This window comes from uncultured Dokdonia sp., from assembly GCF_947492815.1.
Classification (GTDB): Bacteria; Bacteroidota; Bacteroidia; order Flavobacteriales; family Flavobacteriaceae; genus Dokdonia.
Map to the genome: position 1 here is coordinate 268,838 of NZ_CANLOB010000001.1, position 20,760 is coordinate 289,597.

23 protein-coding genes are annotated in these 20,760 nt (G+C 33.5%); 3 read left to right on the forward strand and 20 right to left on the reverse strand.

Annotated elements, in window-relative coordinates:
• The first annotated feature begins 80 nt into the window (after nucleotides 1–80).
• A complete protein-coding gene (locus Q1A01_RS01385; RefSeq protein WP_299674817.1) occupies nucleotides 81–206 on the forward strand; it encodes a hypothetical protein in 126 nt (41 codons plus the stop codon).
• A gap of 186 nt (nucleotides 207–392) precedes the next feature.
• Here Q1A01_RS01385 and Q1A01_RS01390 read toward each other — a convergent pair whose 3' ends face one another.
• Together Q1A01_RS01390 and Q1A01_RS01395 are read right to left on the reverse strand one after the other, a co-directional pair.
• Nucleotides 393–569 carry a hypothetical protein gene (locus tag Q1A01_RS01390; RefSeq protein WP_299674820.1) on the reverse strand — a complete coding sequence of 59 codons (177 nt, stop codon included), beginning with the start codon at nucleotides 567–569 and terminating at the stop codon, nucleotides 393–395.
• Nucleotides 570–677: 108 nt separating this feature from the next.
• Complete coding sequence (locus Q1A01_RS01395; RefSeq protein ID WP_299674823.1) at nucleotides 678–1,247, reverse strand: hypothetical protein; 570 nt, start codon at nucleotides 1,245–1,247, stop codon at nucleotides 678–680.
• 413 nt (nucleotides 1,248–1,660) lie between these two features.
• On the opposite strand from Q1A01_RS01395, the gene Q1A01_RS01400 reads away from it, so the two are divergent.
• A complete protein-coding gene (locus Q1A01_RS01400) occupies nucleotides 1,661–2,692 on the forward strand; it encodes a hypothetical protein (protein WP_299674826.1) in 1,032 nt (343 codons plus the stop codon).
• Between the two features lie 143 nt (nucleotides 2,693–2,835).
• Here Q1A01_RS01400 and Q1A01_RS01405 read toward each other — a convergent pair whose 3' ends face one another.
• The 17 genes from Q1A01_RS01405 to Q1A01_RS01485 all read right to left on the reverse strand — a co-directional run bounded on the left by Q1A01_RS01405 (nucleotide 2,836) and on the right by Q1A01_RS01485 (nucleotide 19,571).
• On the reverse strand, nucleotides 2,836–2,991 hold the full coding sequence (locus tag Q1A01_RS01405) for a hypothetical protein (RefSeq protein WP_299674829.1): 156 nt from the start codon (nucleotides 2,989–2,991) through the stop codon (nucleotides 2,836–2,838).
• Between the two features lie 18 nt (nucleotides 2,992–3,009).
• Entirely contained in the window at nucleotides 3,010–4,179 is a 1,170-nt protein-coding gene (locus Q1A01_RS01410) for a hypothetical protein (protein ID WP_299674832.1), read from the reverse strand.
• 13 nt (nucleotides 4,180–4,192) lie between these two features.
• Nucleotides 4,193–7,111: an NHLP bacteriocin export ABC transporter permease/ATPase subunit gene (locus Q1A01_RS01415; RefSeq protein ID WP_299674834.1), complete on the reverse strand. Its 2,919-nt coding sequence runs from the start codon at nucleotides 7,109–7,111 to the stop codon at nucleotides 4,193–4,195.
• Nucleotides 7,112–7,116: 5 nt separating this feature from the next.
• A complete protein-coding gene (locus tag Q1A01_RS01420; RefSeq protein WP_299674838.1) occupies nucleotides 7,117–9,306 on the reverse strand; it encodes an NHLP family bacteriocin export ABC transporter peptidase/permease/ATPase subunit in 2,190 nt (729 codons plus the stop codon).
• A 33-nt stretch (nucleotides 9,307–9,339) separates the two neighbouring features.
• Nucleotides 9,340–10,599, reverse strand: a complete 1,260-nt coding sequence (locus tag Q1A01_RS01425) for an NHLP bacteriocin system secretion protein (RefSeq protein ID WP_299674841.1) — start codon at nucleotides 10,597–10,599, stop codon at nucleotides 9,340–9,342.
• Between the two features lie 12 nt (nucleotides 10,600–10,611).
• The gene (locus tag Q1A01_RS01430) at nucleotides 10,612–12,177 is read right to left on the reverse strand and encodes a TolC family protein (RefSeq protein ID WP_299674845.1); all 1,566 of its coding nucleotides are present in this window, start codon (nucleotides 12,175–12,177) and stop codon (nucleotides 10,612–10,614) included.
• Nucleotides 12,178–12,189: 12 nt separating this feature from the next.
• A complete protein-coding gene (locus Q1A01_RS01435) occupies nucleotides 12,190–12,711 on the reverse strand; it encodes a cyclic nucleotide-binding domain-containing protein (protein WP_299674848.1) in 522 nt (173 codons plus the stop codon).
• 123 nt (nucleotides 12,712–12,834) lie between these two features.
• Nucleotides 12,835–13,086, reverse strand: coding sequence for a hypothetical protein (locus tag Q1A01_RS01440; protein WP_299674851.1), 252 nt, complete (start codon nucleotides 13,084–13,086; stop codon nucleotides 12,835–12,837).
• Between the two features lie 228 nt (nucleotides 13,087–13,314).
• Nucleotides 13,315–13,965 carry a helix-turn-helix transcriptional regulator gene (locus tag Q1A01_RS01445; protein ID WP_299674854.1) on the reverse strand — a complete coding sequence of 217 codons (651 nt, stop codon included), beginning with the start codon at nucleotides 13,963–13,965 and terminating at the stop codon, nucleotides 13,315–13,317.
• 654 nt (nucleotides 13,966–14,619) lie between these two features.
• Nucleotides 14,620–15,021, reverse strand: coding sequence for a hypothetical protein (locus Q1A01_RS01450; protein ID WP_299674857.1), 402 nt, complete (start codon nucleotides 15,019–15,021; stop codon nucleotides 14,620–14,622).
• A 20-nt stretch (nucleotides 15,022–15,041) separates the two neighbouring features.
• Entirely contained in the window at nucleotides 15,042–15,422 is a 381-nt protein-coding gene (locus Q1A01_RS01455) for an NHLP leader peptide family RiPP precursor (protein WP_299674860.1), read from the reverse strand.
• A 15-nt stretch (nucleotides 15,423–15,437) separates the two neighbouring features.
• Nucleotides 15,438–15,818: an NHLP leader peptide family RiPP precursor gene (locus tag Q1A01_RS01460; protein WP_299674864.1), complete on the reverse strand. Its 381-nt coding sequence runs from the start codon at nucleotides 15,816–15,818 to the stop codon at nucleotides 15,438–15,440.
• A gap of 27 nt (nucleotides 15,819–15,845) precedes the next feature.
• Nucleotides 15,846–16,235 carry an NHLP leader peptide family RiPP precursor gene (locus tag Q1A01_RS01465; RefSeq protein ID WP_299674866.1) on the reverse strand — a complete coding sequence of 130 codons (390 nt, stop codon included), beginning with the start codon at nucleotides 16,233–16,235 and terminating at the stop codon, nucleotides 15,846–15,848.
• Between the two features lie 81 nt (nucleotides 16,236–16,316).
• Nucleotides 16,317–16,655 carry an NHLP leader peptide family RiPP precursor gene (locus tag Q1A01_RS01470; protein WP_299674869.1) on the reverse strand — a complete coding sequence of 113 codons (339 nt, stop codon included), beginning with the start codon at nucleotides 16,653–16,655 and terminating at the stop codon, nucleotides 16,317–16,319.
• Nucleotides 16,656–16,891: 236 nt separating this feature from the next.
• Nucleotides 16,892–18,913, reverse strand: coding sequence for an adenylate/guanylate cyclase domain-containing protein (locus Q1A01_RS01475; protein ID WP_299674872.1), 2,022 nt, complete (start codon nucleotides 18,911–18,913; stop codon nucleotides 16,892–16,894).
• 35 nt (nucleotides 18,914–18,948) lie between these two features.
• On the reverse strand, nucleotides 18,949–19,272 hold the full coding sequence (locus Q1A01_RS01480; RefSeq protein WP_299674875.1) for an NHLP leader peptide family RiPP precursor: 324 nt from the start codon (nucleotides 19,270–19,272) through the stop codon (nucleotides 18,949–18,951).
• 71 nt (nucleotides 19,273–19,343) lie between these two features.
• A complete protein-coding gene (locus Q1A01_RS01485) occupies nucleotides 19,344–19,571 on the reverse strand; it encodes a hypothetical protein (RefSeq protein WP_299674878.1) in 228 nt (75 codons plus the stop codon).
• Between the two features lie 189 nt (nucleotides 19,572–19,760).
• Between Q1A01_RS01485 and Q1A01_RS01490 the strand changes: the two genes are divergently transcribed.
• Nucleotides 19,761–20,471: a hypothetical protein gene (locus tag Q1A01_RS01490; RefSeq protein WP_299674881.1), complete on the forward strand. Its 711-nt coding sequence runs from the start codon at nucleotides 19,761–19,763 to the stop codon at nucleotides 20,469–20,471.
• On the opposite strand, the gene Q1A01_RS01495 is transcribed toward Q1A01_RS01490, so the two are convergent.
• The gene (locus Q1A01_RS01495; protein ID WP_299674885.1) at nucleotides 20,468–20,749 is read right to left on the reverse strand and encodes an HTH domain-containing protein; all 282 of its coding nucleotides are present in this window, start codon (nucleotides 20,747–20,749) and stop codon (nucleotides 20,468–20,470) included. The genes Q1A01_RS01490 and Q1A01_RS01495 overlap by 4 nt on opposite strands.
• Between the last annotated feature and the right edge of the window lie 11 nt (nucleotides 20,750–20,760).

Here is a 20,760-nt window from a genome sequence, read left to right on the forward strand (position 1 = left end):
GTCTTTTTACTTGCTCTTGACGTTACCTGTTACAGATCAATGCTAGTAGAGTACCAGTTACAAAATGGGAACTGTTTTTTATGAATGTCCCGCTTATCAAAATACGGGACCAAGCCAGATATCATGATATTAAAATAACAGAGACGTATACCCCTAGAAATAACTCAAGAGACGATACTATTGCACAAATAGATTTTGAATTTTAATTATAATCGTTTTAATAGTTTCAATTTACTGTTTTTTGTAATAGTTGTAATATTACGCTTTAACTTATTGATTTTTATTTGATTACCGTATTACAACAGTTTTCGGTATTACAAACTTTGTAATTTTGTAAAATGTCTAAGTGAGTAGTATTTTACAATTATAATCTAGAGGAAATACTCAAGCTATTATGATTCTTTTAAACTATCTAAATTAATCAACTGATTAAAATATGCCCCTTTTATTCCTAGATGTACTTCTGAATAATGATCATCATTTTCATAGTCAAATTGGGAGTATATTATTTCAAGAGGACCATGATCAGTATCATCAAAATATTTACCAACCAAAATATTCTCACTCATTAATTCAGTCCCTTTGTTTGCTAAAAGAATTGTCTGAGGAACTATATTAGTTTTTTCTTTTCTTAGCTGGTCTAATATCCTAGTAAAAGGATAATAAAGGTATGACTCTTAAAAGTTTAGAAATTGTTTTTTAAAACTAAAACGCTCTTCATCACTTATAAAATAAGGAATTGTATAATCATTAAATTTTAATAAATCTTTATACGTATTATGAAGATTGATAATCTTCTCTTCTTTTGATTTTAATAAACTTACTTCATCTATTAATTCTTTATTCGTTTTAACTAAGTCAATATATTGATCAGGATTTCTATTTATTAAATCCACATTTACTCTTTTAAGAGCTATTTTTTCCTTGATATCTAACTTCTTTGATTCTTCATTAGCTTTACTTTGTTCTCTCCATAATTTAGGAAAAGACTGAGTTTTTTCTACAACATACATTATAAAATTAATTAGAATAATAAATAAGACAGCAAAGAGTAAAGGCTGCCATATAGCAAAAGGATACGATGTTTCAATTATAAGAATCTTATCTTCTATATCATCATCAGATAATATAAAATAAGATATGGATTTCCAATTATATATTACCCAGTAAATAATGTATGTTACAATGATTGGATTTCTTAGTTTAGAACTAAAAGACTCAACAAATAGGTCTATTATTTTTTTCATATTATCTTAATAATTTCTTGCAATTATTCATTAACAATACAAATCTAACTGACATTTAAATACTTAGGCACTTCAAAAAAGATGAGTTATAAAACGTTATCCACGAAAAGACACCAAAAAAATCGCTAGCTAGCGATCATCTGTGACTGGTGCATTTCAAAATAATAAACTTACGCTCCCATAAAACAAACAGCATCGATCTCCAATGCAACATCTGGATCGTTTGTCATATTTCTTGCACTACTACATTACAGCTTCCTAAAATCAGATATATATTTTAACGACTCCCTCTCTGAGAGTTATGAATCTCATATATACGCTTTCGCGAAAGCGTATAAAAAAGAATACACTTGGAAATAAGATACTTTAATGCTTATTTTTAAAGAATCACGATAACCACCTGAAGAACAACTATGAATCACGATCACACTACAAATACTACTATAAAAATACTTGGAAATGTTACAGAATATCCGCTCTGTTGGCCTAGTGATAAAAAATGCTCTACACACGAATTGGTCATTGACAAAGACTTCATTTATGTCACAGGACAGAATATGGATATGGTGGCCAAATTAGATTATGAAGGCACCATTTTAGACTATTATAAGATGCCAGAAAAAAGTGGGCCGCATGGATTATTATTAGATACCAAAGGAAATCTTTGGGTGTCTCTAGAATTTAAAGGAACTGTTGCACAATTAGACACAAACGGTACTATTGTAAGAGAAATAGATGTACAACTCTATGCGAAAGATGCAAAAACACCTATTAATGTAGCGCCACATGGTATAGGATTAGATTCAGAGGGTACTCATATTTGGTTTACGGGAAAGCGTACGAGTACTGTTGGCAAGTTTAACATTGAGACAGAAGCCGTAGAGCATTTTCAATTAGATAATCTTTCTTCCTTACCTATTTTTTTATCGGCAGGACCTGATAATACCATGTGGGGAACAGAGTTGTTTAGTAGTGCCATCTTACAAGTAACCAATGGTAAGACCGTTAAAGAACATACGATACCTACCTCCAGCAGTCGTCCTATCGGGATCATTCCTGATCCTTCTGAACCGTGTATGTGGTTTACCGAAGAAACAGGTGTGAAAATTGGAAAGATTGAGATGGACGGAACCATCACAGAATATCCTGTTCCAGCGCTTCAAAAGAATGATATCCTTGCATCACTTTCCTTTGATCGCGATCATAATTTGTGGGTGCAGGTATATGTAGATCATAATAATCCTACTCCTGAAGGACGTGATTACCTTATTAAATTTGATGCATCTATTAGAAATACACCTAGCGATTCTATCTCAGAAGTACCATTTAGTATTCATATCGTACCTAATACAGGCACTATGATGCATCGTATCAAAATGGATGATGATGGTAATTTGTGGTTTACAGAAATGATGACAGATACTGTTGGGGTCATACGGTTTTAACGCTTTCGCGAAAGCGTATACAGAAAACTTTGCATAGGGTTACACGCTTCATCTTAAATCGCATCTAAACTAGAAAAAGATAAAGAGCCATTGTAGTGATTTACAATGGCTCTTTATTTAAAAAATAGGAAATAACCTTTATCTTATTCGCAAAAGAAATAGGTAAGGAAATCTTCTAATGGCCCCGTGAGAACTGAAGTAAATTCTTGATTTCCTCCATTAATTTTTGATAAATTCTCTGGTTGAATTTTTGATATTTTCATCTTTTTAAGATCTAAGACTGTTTTTTGCTTTTTCATAATTTTCAAAATTTTTAATTAAGCTATGTCAAGAAAATTCTTGGTATTTTTAAGTGTATTAAATTTTAGATATAATTTATCTGCTCCATCATCTTGAGCCATTTCTACTATAGAGAAAGAACAAAGCGTCTTTAAAGCAACTCTTCTATGAAGATGATCTGTTTGATGATAGATTTTACTATCAAATGTATGGATGTTACGTACAGCCTTGTAAATGATTGTTTTTAAAACTTCAAATGCTCTCTCAGAAAGTTTAGGAGAACCTAAGTAATTTTCTAAACGAGCTCCTTTACGATAATTTGGATAGGCTTCAAGTCCAATAAACTTTAAAAACCATTCTGCATTATAACGCCCGTAACTGGCACATATACCCGCATAATCAGCAATCAATTCGTCGTGCATATTATTTGCCATTGTACCATAATGACGAAGTGTAAAGTAATGTGCGCATTCGTGTTCAAGTCTAATGGTTAATGAATGCTGGATCCAATCTTTTTGATTCATCCCAATGACCTCAGCAGATACATTACTATATGGTTTTTTAGCAAGAACAATCATTTTGTCCTGATACAATGATTTGTTTGGGATTAGTTGATTTTTAAAATAACTAGGCCAATCAGATGACGAATTGGATGCTAAAAACTCATTCTTTAACACCTCTATTTTACTCCAATTATTAAGTCCGTTAATCATAACCGCTCCCATCGATTCTGGAATTTTAACAGGCTCATTTCTGTAACAAAAAGCTTGTATCAATGACTTAAAATCCTCACTATCATCAACAATTAACACAGGAATATTACCCCCTATACTTGGATATATTTGAAGCACTAGTCCTTCAGGGTTCCTTAACATCAATCCTTTTGCTTCAGGTATATGAGAAGTATCTTTTCCTCGTAACGTAGCAGCTCTATAGGAATCATTCTTACTTATATTTTCAGAAATAGGAAAGCGTAACTGTACTAAGTGTTTTTTTAATGTTTCAAAAACACCTATAGCTTTCGTTTCTTCTAGATATCCATACCATGATTTTACAAAATACTCATCGTCAAGTTCCCTTTTAAAATCAGCGCTACTGCCTATATCATTACAAACAAATTTATTTTTCGCATACGCTAAAATCTCATCTTGCACATATAGATCATCTGTGAGTTCACGTACTACATTTGTTGTTATGTGATCTTCCATCTAGGTGTTTTAATTAAGCTATTTGCCTTTTGGCAAGTGTTGAGAACAGGCCGTCATTTTCAATAAGTTCATCATAGGTTCCTGACTCTACGATCGTCCCTTTATCCATCACATAAATTCTGTCTGCATTTCTGATGGTACTTAAACGATGTGCAATGACAATTCTAGTCGCTTGTAAATTATCTAAGCTTTCTGAAACGATATTTTGTGTATGATTATCTAAGGCGCTTGTCGCTTCATCCATATATAATAGACGTGGTTTGTGAGCAATAGCTCTTGCAATCATTAATCGCTGTCTTTGTCCTCCTGAAAATGTGCTTCCGCTTTCACTCACCATGGTATGCATTTCCATAGGCATATTTTTTATGTCCTCTTCCATCCCCGCCATTCTAGCAGCTTCCCATGCATCATCTAAACTAAGTTCTGAGTTACCAACAATATTTTTATAAATACTTCCAGCCATTAGGGCACCATTTTGAAGTACTACTCCAATTTGACGTCGTACTAAATCTTTATTCATAGAGTCAAAGGCATTACCGTCATAATACACAGATCCAGCTTCTGGTTCTTCAAATCCTAATAAAACTCTCATAACTGTAGATTTTCCAGAGCCAGAAGGTCCAATAAAAGCGACCATTTCTCCTGGATTAATCTTTAGAGACACATCATTTAAAACAAGTGGTTGCTCTTCATTATATCTAAAGGAAACTGAATTAAGCTCAATACCTCCTGCTAATTCTCCTGGATCTACACTATCATCACTAGACTCTGGTGTTTCTTCTAAAATAGGCTGTACACGTTCATAAAGTGTGATAATATTTAATGAAGAAATTAATGACATACTCATACGCAGTGCATCCCCTAAAAACTGACTAAAAGCACTCATAAAAGCCATAAATGCCCCTACAGAAATAAGACCTACACTTGCAGTTGTAGCTGTCGTATAGACGTAATAAATAAAAGAGAAGAAAAAGACTTTCGTCATCAAAGGATAAGAAGCGTTAAAAACTTCAATATAGTTTTGATAACTTCCAGATTTAAATCCAAGTTTTTTCAATCTAGAAAACTTGGTTGCCCATAATGTAAATATTCGTTTTTCTGCTCCTGTGATACGAATTTTAGTGATTCCAGAGAGAAACTCAAATAAAAACCCTTGAATAGCACCATGCTCGTTAGAAATATCCCGGTCCTGTTGTAATTTAAGCCACCCAATACTTGCAATAAATATAACCGCAATAACAGCCAGACCTACTCCAATCCAGGCAAGACCTGTATCATAATAAAAGAGCAATCCTAAATTCACAATAGAAAATGTTCCGCTAAGCACTGCTGTTAGTACCGTATTAGAAAGAATTTGTCTAATCGTATTAATACTAAGCGCTCTATTGGTAAGATCTCCTGAAGAGTATTTCTTGTAGAAAGAAACTGGTAATCTCAACAAATGATCCATGACTCCTCCTTGTAGATTAAGGTTTGATTTAGTTTCCACCCGTAACTGAAGTACTCCTTGTACTAATTGTAATAAAGCAGAAACAATACCTATCATAAGCATAATGGCAAAAACTTCTATAAGCATTCCTCTATCTGCTGTAGGAATAACATCATCAAACATAACCCCTGAAAGGATAGGAACCAGTAATCCTATGAGACTTCCAGATAATGCGGCAAGAATTAAGAATTTTGCATCTTTTTTAACCCCCTGAATTGCAAATTCCCATATTTTCTTTACCGCATCCATTTTTTTATCAAACGCAAAGAAAAACATATATGCTACTGGCTCCAATGACTCTGCAACTGTATTTGTAACCGTTTCTTCAACTCCTGTCTCAGGGTTTTTATAGCTGTAACTTTGCGCTGTTTTTTGAATCAAAGCGACCGAGTGGTTTCCTTCCTTTGTAAATGCTAGGATATGTCCATTTTCATCTTTCCACCAGGTGCCTCTTAGTATAATCTTACGAATACGTACATTGGAAGCCTGTCCTATTGCAAAAAGCTGATTTGTTAGACTATCTTTATAAGAATCCATATATTTTGGAGTCTTAAAATCGAAACCTACTTTATCTCCTATTGCCTGACATGCAGCAAACAAATCACTATCTGTATTAAAAGATGAACCTTGAGTTGAAGTTGATTTAGAGCTCGCTGTATCTGATGGGATAATTCCTCCTAAATCGCGTAATGTTTTATTTAGTTTTTGTCCATCAGTTGCAATTTTAGAAACAATACGTTGCTTTTCTTGTTCTCTTGAAGTTACCTCATCTTCAATAATCTTTTTATAAAAATGTGTTTGAAGATTTTTTAAGGAAAGCATAAAGTAAATCTCATCTTTAAGCATTTCTCTAGTACTTACTATATCAAAGGCAGTTTCTTTTTCTAATGCTTTCACCCAAAGTGAATTACTCACAACAGTATGAAAATCAGGACTTGAATGCGCATGTTGCTCAGAAGAACCTCCGTATATAGAGGCACTACCATTCGTAAGTTTACACCAAACAATACCTTTATACGGATAACCTATTTCATCTTTAGATAATACGATCTCAGACTTGTTTTCCAATTGCGTATATACTCTAGGAATATTTGCACGATGAAGTCTTTCTGTTACATTTGAAATCCACTTTTCTATATGAAACTTTAAAAACGTATGATCTACTCCTATTAATTTATTTTTATCAAGCTCTAATAATTTTGCCTCTGAGCCCATTGCTAAGAGTCGTATTCCTTCTTTTAGAGGCTTCACTAATAAACTAAATAAGAGTTCTCCCTTTTTTGCTCTGTAGAGATAGGTGAGTCTACTTTTATAGTTTCCGTTTGCATCTATATTTACATAAAAAATATCTACCTCGCCAGATATGACCATCCAGAATTTATCGTGACTGTCAAGAATCATTGACTCACTTGCTCCTATATTAATTTTTTTATTTTCAGTCATGATTTTTATTTTGAGCTAATTAAATCGGCATAAAGCCCGTTTTTACTAATGAGTTCTTCATGAGTTCCTCTCTCCTCTATTTTCCCATATTTAAGAACAATAATTTCATCACAATCTTTAATGGTACTTAGGCGGTGAGCAACGATAAGACAAGTACACCCTCTTCGTTTGATATTATCCATCACAAGCTTTTCAGATTTTGGATCTAAAGCACTTGTTCCTTCATCCATAACTAGGATGGATGGATTTAAAGTGAGTGCCCTAGCGATTTCTAATCGTTGACGTTGCCCACCACTAAAGTTCGCACCACGCTCAATGACTTCACTATCGTATGCATTTACTCTTGCTGCAATGGTTTCGTGTATCTCTGCATCATGAGCAGATTGAATGACCTGACCTTCACTTACACGTTCATCCCAAAAAGAAATATTTTCTTTAATAGTTCCGTTAAAAATCAATACATCTTGATCTATGACGGCTACAGATTCGTTGATGACATGCCTTGGAATATCTCTTTTTGATACACCATCAAATAAGATATCTCCTTCCCAAGGATCATATAACCCCGCAACAAGTCTAGCAATAGTAGATTTACCACTACCAGAACCTCCTACCAAGGCAACGCGACTTCCTGGTTTGATTTTTAAACTAAAATCTTCAATAAGTGCAGGCATTACTCTACTATACCCAAAAGAAAGGTCCTTTATCTCTAAATGTCCCATAAGTTTTTCTGCCACTACAGGGGTATCATTAGTATCTTGATCTTCTTTTGTTGCAAATTCACTAGAAGTTTCATAATTCAGAACATCGTCTATACGTCCCATATCTCCTTCTGTTGTTTGAAGCATACTTCCAACAGAAACTAATTTATTTACAGGTCCCATAAAGTTATTCATCAGGTATAAAAATGCAACGAGCATACCCAATGTCATTTCTCCATCCATAACCCTCATGGCACCTACTCCCATAATCAGAGTAGTATTAAGAGACATCAAAAGTGGCGGGATGATATTCAATTTTGTTGTTAACCATCCTAACTCTTGTTGTGCATTAATTACTTTTGCTAAATACCCTGACCAATTCATAAAGAAATCATTCTCTCTTCCAGAAGCTTTTAATGTTTCGATCATACTAATTCCAGAAGTGGTGGTTCCTAAGAGCTTTCCATTTTCATTAATTAATCTTCGATTACCATCTTTTCTAGCTCTAGACACATATTGTAATGCAAATACATTAATAGCTGCCATAACGATACCTATACTTGTTAGCAATACATCATATGAAAACATGAGTACAGCGTAAAAGACAACAACAATGGCATTAAGAGCTGCATTTGCCAATTCTCCACTTAACAGTCGAGCTACTTTATCATTAAGGCTTACACGACTACCCACTTCACCACTACTTCTTTGGGTAAAAAATGCAATAGGTAAATGGAATACATGCCATAAGAACTTACTGGAAGTCGTAAGTGCTAACTTAGTTTCCATACGTAAGAGATAATACTGCTGTATAAAGACGGTTGCTCCATTAAGTAGTAACATTCCTCCCATGATAAGGAGTAATGGCATTACAAATCCAGAAATTTGATTTACTAGATATTTATCAATGAATATCTGTGTAAATGATGGTATCACTAACCCAGGAATAACTAAAAACAAACTAGCAAGAATGATGTATATCACACTCATTTTGGAACTTGAAACTCTTGATGCAAGTGCTGGCATGAGGCCTTTTTTCTCATTTCCTTTCTCAAACTCCTCGGTAGGTTTGAAGGTCATAACAACCCCTGTAAAAGCATCATCAAACTCTTGATGACTTACGTGATAACGACCTCCTGCAGGGTCACTCAAGTAGACTTTATCCTTTGTGAATCCTTCTAAAACAAGAAAATGGTTAAAATTCCAAAATATAATTGCTGGCATTTTTATTTCCTTGAGTTTTTCTATGGATTTTGCATAGCCTTTTGCTTCAAGGCCATATTCGCGCGCGGCTCTTAAAATATTTGTAGCCTTGAGCCCATCTCTGGATACTCCACAGGAAATTCTCAATTTTTCTAAAGGGACAAATTTTCCAAAATACCCTAGAATGATACTAAGCGCTGCTGCTCCACATTCTACCCCTTCCATTTGAAGGACGGTAGGTGTTTTTACAACATTCTTTTTATTATTTATAGGAAGAAGGTTTGCTATCATTGTCTTACGTTTCTAAAGGGTTGAAAAAATAAATTAATAAAGGTCAAAAAACTTCTTAAGAGCAGGTACAACAATGGCAATAGGAGGTTCAGATTTTACGGTGACTTTCCCCATACAAGAAGTACCTTCATTGATAAGTACTTCTGGTCCTTGTGCGGACGTCCATTTGAATCCGCTATAGGCATTTGGATCTTTTTCAAACTCTACATGTACTTCAAAAGGAGCTCCCATACCGATAAGACCTTGAACTAATTGATCATTTTTTACAGAAGTCATCATTCCTTGCTGTGTAATTGGAAAATCTGACACATAAGTAACTTTAGCTTTCATAAATCCGTAATCTTGTGGCTGTACTGTTGATGGGGCCACTAAAGCTTCCATTCCTACCTTGATTTTTTTACCATCTTGAGAAGGTATATACAAGATGCCTCTCAGGTTACCATCTGCTTCATTTTGATTTTTAAGTTTAAAAAGAGGAGTGCCTTGACCTACAATGATTCCTGCATCTGTAAGTACTTCTACCACTTCTCCATCATAAGGACTTGTGATGTTAGATTGCACTTCATAACGTTCATTAAGTTGTGCTACATTACGCTCTGCTTGCGCAATACGCTGTTCAATGACATCTCTTTTTTGTTCGGCATCAAAATCAAGGTTTAATTTCTGAGAAGATGTTTGAGCCATTTGCGCTTTAAGACTCTCTATCTGATTTCTAGCAGCTTCAATTTGTTGTTCTGTATTTACAAGCTGTGTTGTGGTAATCAGGCCTCTCTTTCTAAGCTCGTTTTCTGTCTCCAATTGATTCTTCAAAAACTCCATATTTTTACGTTGTGTACCAATCTGGAGTTGTATGCTAGATCGCTGTTGTGAAATAAATTCACCTTGCAACCTACTATCCTGCGAACCAAAAGATTCTAATTGTTTCAATTGATATTTGCGCTCTTCTAACAGTGCTTTGGCTTCTTCAATTTGTTGCCAGAGTTCCGGCTGCTGTATTGTAGCAATAACATCGCCTTCGTGTACTTGATCCCCTACCTGTACATTAAGATCTATAAGTTGTCCTCGTGACGTTGCTACTACTTCGTGAACCTCTCCTCCAAGGAGTACACCCACAACATTTAATTTGGTTTTTACATTCCCTCCAAAAGACCAAATAATGGCTGTAACCAGTATAAGGGTTATGGCAGTAAGTGCTATCCATGCTTTAGGTCCGGTAACCTTAATCATTTGATCCAGTTTCTCTGGAGTAGAGAGCTTCTCTAGTGCTGATTTTCTAAAAAACGTAGGTGGCATAGTATATATATTTTAATTATTATTTGGTATTGTATAGAATGTTTCTTGCTGTAAAGAACTGATCGTATTCGCATCATTTTTTGTAAGTAATGTCCCTGTTTCAAATCTTAGATTTAATAACGCAACAGCATATTGTTGTTCTGCCCTTAAGTACTCTAAATGAGCAAAAGTCAATCTGTCTTGAAAAAGAATTAAATTTAGTAAGGTCGTTAGCCCATTTCGAAATCTAACTTGTTCATTTTCAAATACACGACTAGAAAAATCTAAAGACTCTTTTGCTTTTTTAACAATAACTATTGTATTTTCAAGATTATTGAGCGCAATACTAACATTGAGATCAATATTACGTACCAGGTTATCGTATGTAATTTGCTGATCTTGTACTGCTATTTCGCTTAAAGCGAAATCAGCTTTAGCTCTATTATTATTGACAGGAACAAAGAAATTTAGGCTGAGACCAGCTACTTGATTACGTCCTTGCCTATTGCCTAAAGCACTAAAAAACTGCTCTACGCCACCATCACTAGCTTCGCCTCGATAGGTAAAAAAACCTGTAAGATCTAATTGAGGGAGTTTACTATTTCTAGCTGCTTTACGCTGAAGATCTAATCCTTCTTGAATACGTTGAACTGCTGAAATATCTGTTCTTTTTTTTCGCGCAAGCGCTATCATATCTCCTACTTGAATAGTCTGGTCATTTGTAGTTGGAAAACGATCTAACGGATTTCCTATAGTTTTACTTTCTACCTCACTAATCCCTACAACTCTTCCCAAATTCAATTTTGCATTATAAAAATTCTGCTTGGCAGCTGTTGTTTGACGTTCTTGATCTGCAAGATCTGCTTGAATTTGAAGTAAATCTCCTTCTGGACGCTTATCTGCTTTTACAAGTTCTTGTGTGATATCTAGCACATTGCGAACACGACTTTCGTTAGCTTCAAAAATTTTCAAACTTTCATAAGCTCCTACATATTGCCAGTAAGCCGTTCCCATTTGTAAAATTTCAAAGGCATTATTTAACGTATTATTTTCTTTAGTACTTTCAATAGTGAGTTGCGCTGCTTTTTCAAAAGCTGTAACAACACTTTTTCTATTCCCTCTTAAAAGAGGTTGTGTCAGAGATAACGTTGTAGACGTTGCGTGATTGGATATATCTGCTCCTACTTGTTGATTAAATCTATCCAGCGGAAAGTTGTCAGATATACCTGAGTAGTCTGTACTTATATTTGCAATAAGACCCGTTCTAAATCTCTTTTGAAGTCCAAAAGAAAGACCCGTAGTATTGGTCTCTAATTTTTCTGACAGAAAAGCGCTTCTTGGATCTGCATCAAATAAAGTAAGCTTATTCCTACTCAAACTAAATCCAGAAGAAAGTTCATAGTCAAAAATACTTTTTTGAGTACGATAATTTGCTTCAGCCTGATTGACAAGGAGATTATTCTGCTTTACAATAGGACTCTGATCCAAGGTAAGAGCAGCGAAGTTCAAAATACTTCCTTCTATAGTGGTTTGTGCACATACTGTGTATAAACTCAAAAAAAAGAAGTAACAAAATAGTAATGGCCGTTTTGTTTTCATAGTGTATGGATATTATACCTCTGAAAATTTCTTAAGTATCTCACTAAATCTAGCGCCAGCTCTAGCAACACCATCAAGTATATTGGTATCTATTAAGTCTGTTTCTTCAGGAGCTCCAAAACCTAATTGATCTGTCGTTTTACGAAGCCTATTAGAAAGAAATAAAGCAAGTCCAAAATAGAAGTTAGATCTAAATTGTAAATCTTTTTTCATGCGATCTTCAATATGTTTTTTTGAAACAACAAAAACCTCACAATCTTCTGATGCAGTAACAGACACAGAAGGAGGTCTTGCTTCTAGAAAAGACATTTCTCCTAGAACTTCTCCAGCTCCTATAGAAGCAATCTCGTGTATGTTTGTGATACCATCACGTATGGATAGGTGCCCAGAAAGCACAATAAATAGATTATCTATAGCTTCACCTCTTGTGATAAGCATTTCTCCTGTTTTTACGGTTTCTTTATGACCGTTGTTAATCATCCATTCGATATCTCTATCATTAAGATGCCCTAATAAAAAAAGTACGCGTTTCATATATTTCTAAATATTAAAAATGATGTTGTCTAAATGTTATATCAAATTTAGCAGGGTGATCATGATAGAAACTGACAAGTAAACCGAGAAAACTGCCATTTCTATTTTTTAACACAAATCGAATTAAAAATCAGATGTTACATACTGATTTCTAGGCTTTATAGGAAGGTTTATGTAAATAATAGAAGGGTCCGACTGGTCTTCAACTTGAATACGTATTCCCTTAGGAAAATGACTTGGCTTACCTGTTACCTTTTCAATAGTCTGTATAGGGTCTGAAATAAGGCGTTGTTTAAACTCCTCATTATGAAGTGCCGTTTCAATAAGAAGTTGGATAAGACGCTGTGCCTCGAGTATTTTTTTGGTTACAATCAAAGAGGTTTGGTTTAGAGGTTACGTCAAAAGTAGCGGTACTTTCATTGATGTAACTGCCAAAAAAACTGATGCCAGACAAACTTTACGTCTATTCTATATATTTTTATCTGTTGAAATTTTGAAGTATACGCTTTCGTACTTCGACAGGCTCAGTATAAACTTCACTTTCGTGAAAGCTTACAAAGAAGGAGTTACCTTCACAGAGATTTTAAAAAATCACTTGACAAATTAAGAAGGAAGGAGCTCTTTAGGCATCGTGCCATATTGTTTGAAGAATAGTTTTGAAAAATAATGTACATCACTAAATCCTACCGCATATGCAACTTCAGAGATTGTTCTGTACACATATTCTTCTAAAAGTTGTTTTGCCTTGTGAAGTTTTAGAATTCTAATGTACTTATTAGGCGTAAGCGCTAAGAATTTTTTAATATTTCTATGTAGTTGACGCTCACTTACAGATACCTCAAAAGCTAATGCAAATAGACTTAATTGATTTAATTGAGCTTCATTAAAAACAACACTTTCTAATTCTAAAAGCCATTCCTTATCTGTTTGAGATATTTTTTTAGGATCTATTACCCCATTACACATTTCCTGAATGTGAGGATTCGTGGCATATAATTCAAAAATAAGAGGTTGTTTGTCTGCTTCTTGAGAAGTGGTTGTCTTACGTATTACTTCTTCTATAAGAGAAGCAATACGCTGACTATTTTCTAGCGTAATTTCAGAAGCGTTTTGTGAGTTACTATTTCCAAAAAGTTGGTCAGCCACTCCTTTATTTGCTTCCATAATAGCCGTAAGCGGATCTTTAATCTGATGAACAAGCTCCAACAAGATATCTGGAGAACTCCAGTCTATTATGTTGTTTTGATTGTTCATATTTGCTTTACGATGTGTTTTGTTTTACTGATGTAAATCTAGCCTGAGACCAGATGATAAAACCGACAAGAAAACGGTCATTTCTGCCAGTTGTTCTTATCTTGATGCTAATGTAAAAGCGTACACTGCATAAAGCTTGCAGGGGAAAGAAATAGGTGTAAAAAAAACCGTCTACTCACAATGAATAGACGGTTTATAATATTTAGAAGGTAATCTAAGACAAGTTCGTTTAGAAACTTTTATTTAGATTGACTTATTTGAAAAAAATATTTAATTAAAACTAAAGACAGTTTCATTTATTGAAATATTGATATAGTATTGACGCTAATAAAATAAACCATTCTAAGAAAGATGTTATTTATTTTAAACTCTTGTCATTTGCGATTCTTATTAAATCTAATAATAAACCCAACTGCCCAGATAGAAGCTCCAAATACAAAAACCTTACTGCCATAATTGGCAATTGTAGCAATTAAATTATCTGAATATACTCTAAGTAGAACTATGGATATAAATCCAATAATTAATAAAAGGATACCAATTTTTTCTACGACGCTTATGTTTTTCATAAAAATGACAAAATTTGAATGTAGAAAGATACTGTTTTTTTGTTAAAAATCCTCTGAGTATATTTCTCAGAGGATTTTTAATATTTTACTGATGAGCGTTCCAAGCTGCTGTTGCTCCATCAATTGCTCCGTCAATTGCATCATCTATTGTATTAGCAATAACTCCTACTGCAATTCCAATAGCGATAGCAGCACAATCAAGACCAAAAACCGCTCCCCCTGATATACTTTCTAATTCTTCTTCTGTTAATTCTAAATCAGTAACTTCTACTTTTCTTGGAATATTAAGAAAAACAACGTTTTCATTTGTTTGATCTTCTACTTTAATTTGAGTATTCTTAGGAAGTTCTAATTCTTTACCTATATAATTTTCTAAAGTTTTTTCTGGATTATTAACTAAGCTTTCTTTAAAGTTTGAGTCATTATAACATTTATTAAAAACATCATTTAAAAAAAATTTCCCTTCGTTTATTTGTTGTGTATTCATAATATTTTATTTTTTAGTTATTATTCTGTTGCCCAATCCCAAATACTTAATGCTGTATCTACTGTTATAAACACTGAAACTGCCACTACATCATATACAAATTGACCTAAATAATCATCCCCTTGATCTCCTCCAGCAACTAATTCTAATTGATCTTCCGATAATTCTAAATCATTAAGATTTACTTTTGCAGGAATATTTAGGTATATTTTAGAAGAATCTGTTTGATCTTCAACTACTAAAGTTTTATTCTCTCCAAATGATGTTTTTTGACCAATTAGGTTCTCTATTGTAGCCTTTGGATTGTTAACTAGTTGCTCTTTAAATGATGCATCTTCCCACGCTTTTTGAATCAATTTTTCAACTATTTTTTGTCCTCTTTCTATTTTACTATTGTCCATTGTATAATTCTTTAATTATTTAGTACTATTTCCAGGTCCATCTACAATTATTATTGGGCCTCCGTTTCCTCCAGTTCCACAAAAAATATCAGGTACCGTAGGGGATCCAATTGGATCAAAAGGAGAATAGGTTCCTCCTGCAACAGCTTCTAATTCTTCTTCATTTAATTCAACATTGTCCATTTCTTGTGATACTGGAATATTGATATAGATCGTATCTTCACTTGTTTGATCACGCACTACTAATGTTTTCCCTTCTGGAAGTTGCACTTTTTCTCCTGTCAAATTCTCAATAGCTTCGTGAGGATTACTTAACAACTCTTGTTTAAAAGTGCTGTCTTCCCAAGCTTTATTGATAATGGTTTGAAATAATTGTTGCTCTCTTGTTAATTCCATAATTATAATGTTTGTAGTAAGTATGATTTATTTTGTTGCAGCTGTTGCTTGTATAGTAGGTCCTTCCCAAACTGGCGGTGTTGTCCATTGACTAGGGTCTCCAAGTATTATTGCAGGTAATGTATATGCTGTAGCACTTAATAATGATGTTTTTCCTCCTGCTACCGCTTCTAGCTGTTCTTCATTTAACTCTACATCATCCATCTTTTGTTCTGCTGGAATATTGATATAGATAGTTTCTTCACTCGTCTGATCACGTACCACTAATTGTTTTCCTTCTGGAAGGTGTACTTTTTCACCTGTTAAGCTTTCTATAGCCTGTGTTGGGTTTGCTACTAATGCTGCTTTGAAAGTTTCATCTTCCCAAGCTTTGTTGATAATGTTTTGAAATAATTGTTGTTCTCTTGTTAATTCCATGATGTTAATTTTAGATGATGTAAATGTATAGTTGTCTATTATGATAAAAGTGTCATAAACACTGTGATTAATGTCATTATATTATCGCCCATCTTTGCCAGATAGCAAGTCCATTAAGTCTTGAAAAGTATCGTCTAATAATGGAGCTACAGGATTACCTCCAGCAACGGCTTCTAACTGTTCTTCACTAAGCTCTAAGCTTTCCATATTAGGTTCTGTTGGAATATTAATATAAATGACACTTTCATTAGTTTGATCAGTCACAATAAGCTGTTTACCTTCTGGAAGATTTATAGCTTGACCTGTAAAATCTTCTATAGCTTCTTTTGGATTTGTCAGCAATTGAGTCTTAAAAGCCTTGTCTTCCCAAGCCTTTGTAATAATAGACTGAAGTATATTTTCTTTATTTGATATTTCCATAATAAAATATTATAAAATTGATGTTGTTATTATTTGATGTAAATGTATTGCGATACCCAAAGACAATCCTGCCATAAAAACTGTCAATTATGTATGGGAAAATTATTTTAGAAAACTCAAACAAAAAAGACTGGGATTGTAAGCGAGAAGAAAATTAAGTCCAAGGTTTTGACATATTCCTCATCCTAACCTTCTAACCAGAGGAGAAGGAGTATCTTTCGTAATGAATAGGATATTTAAGTATTTTTCTTTGAAACAAAATACATAGCAAGTGCTCCTTTCCCTTTGGCATCTATTTTGCCGCGATACTCAAATACAAGGTCAGCTTCGTTTTGCACAACGTTATAAGTATCCTGACTAATATTCACTTTTCCTGCCTCCCCATTACTTTCCATACGGCTTGCTGTATTTACCGTATCTCCCCATATATCGTATTGGAATTTTTTCACCCCTACAATACCTGCTACAATAGGACCTACATGAATCCCTACTCTCATATCAAAAGCAGGTTTATGAGCAAGTGTATTTTCTTTTTTTCTTTTCCTGATAAAAGATTGCATTTCTAATGCTGCAAGAATGGTGTTCTTTACTGCATGAGCATCAGGTTTTGGTAAACCTCCAGCAGCCATATAGGCATCTCCTATAGTTTTGATTTTTTCAATATGATAGGTCTCCATAATCGCATCAAAAGCTTTGAAACATACATTGATCTCTTCTACAAGCTCTTGAGGTGATAATTTTGATGCCGTTTCTGTAAAAGATTTAAAATCGGTAAAGAGTATGGATGCCGTTTCAAAATCTTGCGCATCTACATACCCTTTTGTCTTCAATTCTTCGGCTATTTCTTCGGGTAATATATTTAGAAGTAAGTGTTCCGATCTATCTTTTTCTAGCTGAAGTTTTGCTTTAGATTTTTTAGTAAACTTGAGCCTACTCCATAAAGTCCCTGCAATAACAATAATAAAACAAGCTGATATAATTAATAAATTACGTTGTCTCTCTTTTTTTTCAATAGCTACTTTATGACGCTCTTTAACTCGACGCTCTTTTTCAGAATGATAAATACTATCTAATAATTGTTCTTTTTCAAATTCCATATGAAGCATTTGGTTTGCTGTCTTCCGAGTTTGCAAACTATCAGATAGCCCTACAGACTGTTCATAGTATAAAAGTGCCGTTTTAGTATTTCCTAGCGATTTATTGATTTGATACAAACAAGCACAACCTTCTTCTTGTGCAGAGATAATATTGAGCTCTTCAGAGATCTTTAAACCTTGCTTGCAATGAGAACGCCCCATTTTTAGATCATCTAACTGATAATATACTTCTCCTAAAGCAATAAGTGATAATGATTTATAACGCTTATTATCAAGTTGGTTTGCTAATTGAAGTGTGTTTTTATAGTGATGTAAAGCTTCTGTTGTTTGGTGAGTAGCTTCTTTTATAGCACCTAGAATATAGGTTGACTCTAGGATACGCTGTTTATCTTCTATAGTTTTTGCAAGTTGTAATCCTTTGTTGACAAATGCTAACGCTTTTTTATACTTTTCTTGCTTAAGATATATGCCGCCTATTCCATTATTGACCTGGGAAAGTGTTTTTTTATTATCTAAAGATTCATACGTTTTTTTGGCAATTTTTAAATAATTCATTGCCTGAGTATATTCTTCTAATTCTAGATAAATACCTCCTATATTTTGTAGCGCAGATGCCTTTTGTTTTATAGCACCTAGTGTTTCATTAATGATAACCGCTTTTTTATAATGAGCTAATGCTTCAGGATAATTTCCCAAATGATAATAAATAGCTCCTTTATTATTAACCGATGAGGCTACCCCCTTTTGAAAATCAATACATTCATACGCATCAATACTTTGATCATAATATGTTAGCGCTCTAGGATAGTCGGCTATATAATAAGATATCGTTGCTATTTTATTAAGACAATTTCCAATACCTGGAATTTCGTCAAGAGATCTGTACATCTGAAGACTACTTTGAGCAACCAATTCAGCTTTTGCAAAAGCCCCTTTTTGAATATGAAGATTTATTTGGTTAAAAAGGCTATCGGCTGTTTTCTTAAGGGAAGGTACAGGTTGCTTTTGAGGTTCTTGAAGAATAACTTTAGTGCGTACGCTCTTATTTTCGCTTAAAGCGAAAAAATAACATAAACTAAAAAAGAGAAGTAGCGCAATATGCAAATACTTCCCTTTACTTTGTTTATGTCTCAAAAAAATAAGAGCGAACTGTTTCTTCATAGTTTGATGGCTATAGCATCTTTTTTTACAAAAACTTAATAAAGATTAGCTATCTGAGCTGCTACATCAATAATAATAACAGGGTCTATTTGACCTCCTCCAGCTACAATTTCTAATTGTTCTTCAGTAAGTTCTAGATCATCTGTACAAGGTTGCGCAGGAATATTGATGTATATAACATCTTGAGACGACTGATCTGTTACAAGAATAGTCTTATCTTCTGGAAGATTAAGTTGTTCTCCTGTTAATGTCTGTATTGCCTCTAGCGGACTTCTTTTTAGGTATTCTTTAAAATCTACATCTTCCCATGCTTTTTGAATAAGCGTTTGTAATAATTTTTGTTCTCTTGTTAATTCCATACGTTTTGATTTTATATTTACGACTATCTATTTAATAGGCGATATTTTTTATAATATAAATAGGGTTACTCTTAATCTTTGAAATAAGAAGTAGGTGTGAGTGTTTCTAAATCCATATCGGCTGCTGCAAGTTCCATCACTTTCTGTAAATCATCAGAATCCATCCCTCCAACAATAAGATCAAGATCATCCTCACATAAAGTAAAATCGTACATATTAGACTTTAATGATTTTCGTTGACATGATACACATTTGGTACCCTTTGCAACATTACAAGTATGCTTTGCTGGTTTCATCATAATAGTATTTTTTAGATTGAAAACAATTACACAATTTTTTAGTATCGTAACCTGTGTGTATTTAATTTGTGGTAAATGTATTTGAGAAAGTAAAGATGGAAATGCCAAAAAGACTGAATAAACGGAAAAGAAGAGCCGTATTACTTCTTTTTTTAAAATATATTTACAGCAATACTTATAATAGTTATTATGAAGAGTCGAAAAATAAAATTTGGACGTTACTTTTTTGAATTTTTGTCTGTATTTGTAGCCGTTATTTCTGCGTTTGCATTAAACAATTGGAATGACAATAGACGAGACGCTATTGCAGAGGAGAAAATATTAATTGAAATAAGGAATGGATTACAACAAGATTTAATAGATGTCGCAGCAAATAGAAAAGGACATTTGGACGGTATTAAAAGAAGTTTTTATTTTAAGAAAATCATAGAAAACAAAGAAGTAATATTAGATTCTTTTGCTAATAAGTATTCTCAATTAACAGGAGGGAATTTCTCTATTATGAATATTTCTGGATATGAATCTTTAAAGTCAAGAGGGTTAGAAATTATTAAGAAAGATTCTCTACGCTCACATATCATTTCCCTTTATGAAATTAATTATCAAAGAATTAAAAAATATGAAGAGGGTACCTCTGAAGTAGAAATATATCAAAATTTTTATACGCCTGTTCACGAAATTTTATCGGAACATCTTATTTATAATGATAATGCTCAATTAATATCTATTGATACCTCATTACAATTATCTAAGAGAGAGAAAAGTGATTTTAATAGTTACCTCTACAGTATGATAAAGAATCGATATATAAAAATTTTAGAATATGATAAGCTTAAGGTTAAAATAGAAGACGTACTTGCTAACATTGATGAAGAACTAGAATTGACTAATGATGATTAAGCACTATACTTTTGTAGCAAACTTACAGAACGGTCACTACCATTAATAGAAAGTGATAAGTTTACACAAAAGACAAATTCTTCGGTGTAATAATATGTTTTCCTGCTACGATCATATACTATTACCGCATCATAATCTTTCAATCTATCAATAAGATTATACACAAGTCGCTCACTTAAATGCATTCTTGTGGCGAGCTCTTTAGGAGTTCCTGTTTTTTCTTGATGAATGAGTCTATGTAATTTTTCAAGGCGAGCGAGTGTTTTAATTGAATTCATTCTATTTGCTT